The 2,728-nt window shown below is 65.0% G+C and carries 6 protein-coding genes; 2 read left to right on the forward strand and 4 right to left on the reverse strand.

The features are described 5' to 3' along the window. Nucleotides 1-55: 55 nt before the first annotated feature. From QZ184_RS11215 to QZ184_RS11225, 3 genes are read right to left on the reverse strand one after another with little or no spacing between them, the layout of a single operon-like run. A complete protein-coding gene (locus tag QZ184_RS11215; RefSeq protein ID WP_156797694.1) occupies nt 56-325 on the reverse strand; it encodes a hypothetical protein in 270 nt (89 codons plus the stop codon). A gap of 39 nt (nt 326-364) precedes the next feature. Continuing rightward, nucleotides 365-604: a hypothetical protein gene (locus QZ184_RS11220; RefSeq protein ID WP_296416599.1), complete on the reverse strand. Its 240-nt coding sequence runs from the start codon at nt 602-604 to the stop codon at nt 365-367. A 44-nt stretch (nt 605-648) separates the two neighbouring features. Then, on the reverse strand, nt 649-1,659 hold the full coding sequence (locus QZ184_RS11225; RefSeq protein ID WP_029625987.1) for a J domain-containing protein: 1,011 nt from the start codon (nt 1,657-1,659) through the stop codon (nt 649-651). A 147-nt stretch (nt 1,660-1,806) separates the two neighbouring features. On the opposite strand from QZ184_RS11225, the gene QZ184_RS11230 reads away from it, so the two are divergent. Then, nucleotides 1,807-2,244, forward strand: a complete 438-nt coding sequence (locus QZ184_RS11230) for a hypothetical protein (RefSeq protein ID WP_296419698.1) — start codon at nt 1,807-1,809, stop codon at nt 2,242-2,244. Here QZ184_RS11230 and QZ184_RS11235 read toward each other — a convergent pair. Further along, the gene (locus QZ184_RS11235; protein ID WP_296419700.1) at nt 2,214-2,468 is read right to left on the reverse strand and encodes a Nif11-like leader peptide family RiPP precursor; all 255 of its coding nucleotides are present in this window, start codon (nt 2,466-2,468) and stop codon (nt 2,214-2,216) included. The genes QZ184_RS11230 and QZ184_RS11235 overlap by 31 nt on opposite strands. A gap of 63 nt (nt 2,469-2,531) precedes the next feature. On the opposite strand from QZ184_RS11235, the gene QZ184_RS11240 reads away from it, so the two are divergent. After that, nucleotides 2,532-2,728, forward strand: a 197-nt coding sequence (locus tag QZ184_RS11240) for a hypothetical protein (RefSeq protein WP_296419702.1), incomplete at its 3' end; no start/stop codon positions are given.

The following is a 2,728-nucleotide window of genomic DNA, read 5'->3' on the forward strand; positions in this document are numbered from 1 at the left end:
TAGAGCAGCTGCCTTCTAAGCAGCCGGTCGTTGGTTCGAATCCAACAGGGGGCGTTTAGAGCTCGTACTCCTCTTCAAAACGCGCCATCAGGCCGTTGTAGAGCGCGAGGGTGCCTTCGGTTTCCTCGCAGAAGCCCTTGACCCGGTAGGCCTCGATCAGGTGGGAGAGCGAGGCGTGCACCTGGGCGAAGGCCTGGGCGAATTCGTTCTGAATATCTTCGTCGCGGATATCTCGGATCTTGGCGGTCATCAACTCAACCTTCCTCTGAGCGACGACCATCGCGGCCTCCATCTCTTTGTTGAGTTTCCGGCGCTTCGCCATCAATCCCGCTCTGGTTGAGCCCCACATCTACACCAGGGGGCGCTAGCGGTAGGGGATGCAATCGAATCCGCGAGAGGTCTTGCCATCACTGGGTGCTGCCGCCACCCAACGGTGTCCCGTTGCAATGCAGGCCTTCAGGGTCGGCATCGGGACCTTGGTCACGGCCACGTCCTTGGGGCCGACCTTGTGGGGCTCAAAGGTGGAGCGCACCAACCAGGCCTCGTAGGCCATCGCCGCCGGCGCAGAGGCCCAGAGCAGACAGCCCAGCAGGAGACGCTTCACGGCGATGCAAGTGCTGGGCGCACCCTGCCATAGACGCCCCTGGGTTACAAACGTGCGGCGCTGATCCAATCGGCTCGGGGGTCACTGCTGCGCGCTGCCCGCAGCTGCTCCAGCAACTGCCGCTCCTGGTCGCTGTAGCGCGCCGGTTGCTTCAGGCTGAGGCTCAGCAGCAGGTCACCGCGACCTCCCTTGACCGGCCAGCCCTTGCCCTTGAGCCGCAGGCTCCGGCCGACGGCCATCGCCGGGGGCACCGTCACCGTCGCTTCTCCATCGGGCGTGGCCACGCGCACCTCACCGCCCAGGGCCAGCTCATCGAGGCTCAGGGGAAGATCCGCCTTGAGCTGGTCTCCGTCGAGGGTCCAGACCGGATGGTCCTGAACCTGAAGGGTGAGATAAAGGTCGCCGCGGCGGCCAGTTCCAGGCTGAAGGTTCCCCTTGCCTTTGAGGCGCAGGCGACTGCCGGGCTTCACACCGGCGGGAATGCGCACCTGAACGCGCTCGTCATTAACCGCCAGGGTGCGCTCGCAGCCGCGGAAGGCCTCCGAGAAGGTCAGGTTGATGCTGGCCTCGGCATCGAGGTTCACCGGCGCCGCCTGACGGCCCGGGGCACCGGCAAAGCCACCGCTGCCAAAGCCGCCGGGGAAGCCTGAGCCAAACCCGCCAAAGCCGCCGGGGGCGCCACCAAAACCACCACCCTGGAATCCGCCAGCCCCACCGCCGGGCCCGCCAAAGCGGCCCAGCAGGTCATTGACGAAGTCATCGAAATTGCCGTAGCGGCCGAAATCGACATCGACACCGCCTGGGCCTGGGCCAGCGCCGGCTTGACTCCAGTACTGCCCGAATTGCTCGTAGCGGCGACGCTTATCGGGGTCAGAGAGCACCTCATAGGCCTCACTGACTTCCTTGAATTTCGCCTCAGCGCCCTTATCCCCGGGATTCACATCCGGGTGGTACTGGCGCGCCAACTTGCGAAAGGCCTTCTTGATCGCGTCCGCATCAGCGCCACGCTCAACGCCCAGAACCTTGAAATAGTCGCGGTAACCGTTGGCGCTCATCGCAGCAGCTGGGAAGGACCGATCAACGGCCCCCTCAGTGTCCCAGCAGCGGGGTGGATTGAGCGAGGGGGAAAACAGGCGGAAGGCCGAACGCGTGACCACCTCCGCCATCACCCTTAGGGTGCGGCCACCTGTTGTTCAAGCGCCATGGCTGGCCCCCGCAGCGTCCAAGTCCTGGGACGCCTGGCCCTGAGCCTGGGGCTGCTGATCAGCACACCGGCACTACGACCTGCGGCGCAGGCCGCCGAAGAGCAGCCCGCGGCCGCTCGCCCCTCCACGGCTCGGCAGCAACAGTTGGCCAAACACCTCAAGGCCCAGGGGTTTGTGGTCTATGGAGCCTGGTGGTGCCCCCACTGCAACACCCAAAAAGAACTCTTCGGCGTGGAGGCCATCGAGCTCCTGCCGTACGTGGAGTGCGACAAAGAAGAGGAAGGCCGCAAGCGCTGCATGGCCGCCAAGGTCCGCGCCTATCCGACCTGGGACTACCAGGGCGAGCGGCGTGAAGGGGTGATGTCCCTGGAGGAACTGGAGGTCTGGAGCAGCTTCTCGGGCGCTCAGTCCGAGTCGGCCACCCCAAAACAGTGAATCAGGGCATCACCCCAGGTGTTCACCCGTTGAAGCTGAGCGTCATCGGCTTGGGATAGCGCCTCGCCATGGGCCCTGAGCACCGCCGGTTTGCTCAGGCTGAAGCCATGGCTCTGGGCGATCGAGAGGATGTCATCCACACCCGTCGCGGCGTGGATGCGGTCGCGAATGGCCTGGTTGTTCCCCACCTTGGACAGGAACGCTTTGAGATCAGCGGCAGACACGCAGCGCAGCGCGAGATTCCTCTCCATGCTGAGTACGACGCCCTGATTTGGCTGCATCGGCCCATGAAATTGCACGTCGCCAATGCGGTCGCGGTCTCCCTGCTCTCGACGGCCGTCTTGGTGCTGGCCTTCAAGGACAACCAGTGCACGACTCCCGCCCCAGCCACAGCTCCTCAAGCGGCGACGAGTCCCGCACCACGGCCAGCCGTCAACGCCCCAGCCCCCCAGAGACCCCGCGCTCAGCGGGAGCTGGGGAAGTT

The sequence above is a fragment of the Vulcanococcus sp. DEBay_Sum22DG08_74 genome (genome assembly GCF_017852955.1).
In the GTDB taxonomy this organism is placed as follows: Bacteria; Cyanobacteriota; Cyanobacteriia; order PCC-6307; family Cyanobiaceae; genus Vulcanococcus.

Bases quoted from the DNA above. Each gene is read 5' to 3' on its own strand.
- QZ184_RS11225 (WP_029625987.1), bottom strand. From the start codon at position 1,659: ATGAGCGCCAACGGTTACCGCGACTATTTCAAGGTTCTGGGCGTTGAG.
- QZ184_RS11230 (WP_296419698.1), top strand. From the start codon at position 1,807: ATGGCTGGCCCCCGCAGCGTCCAAGTCCTGGGACGCCTGGCCCTGAGC.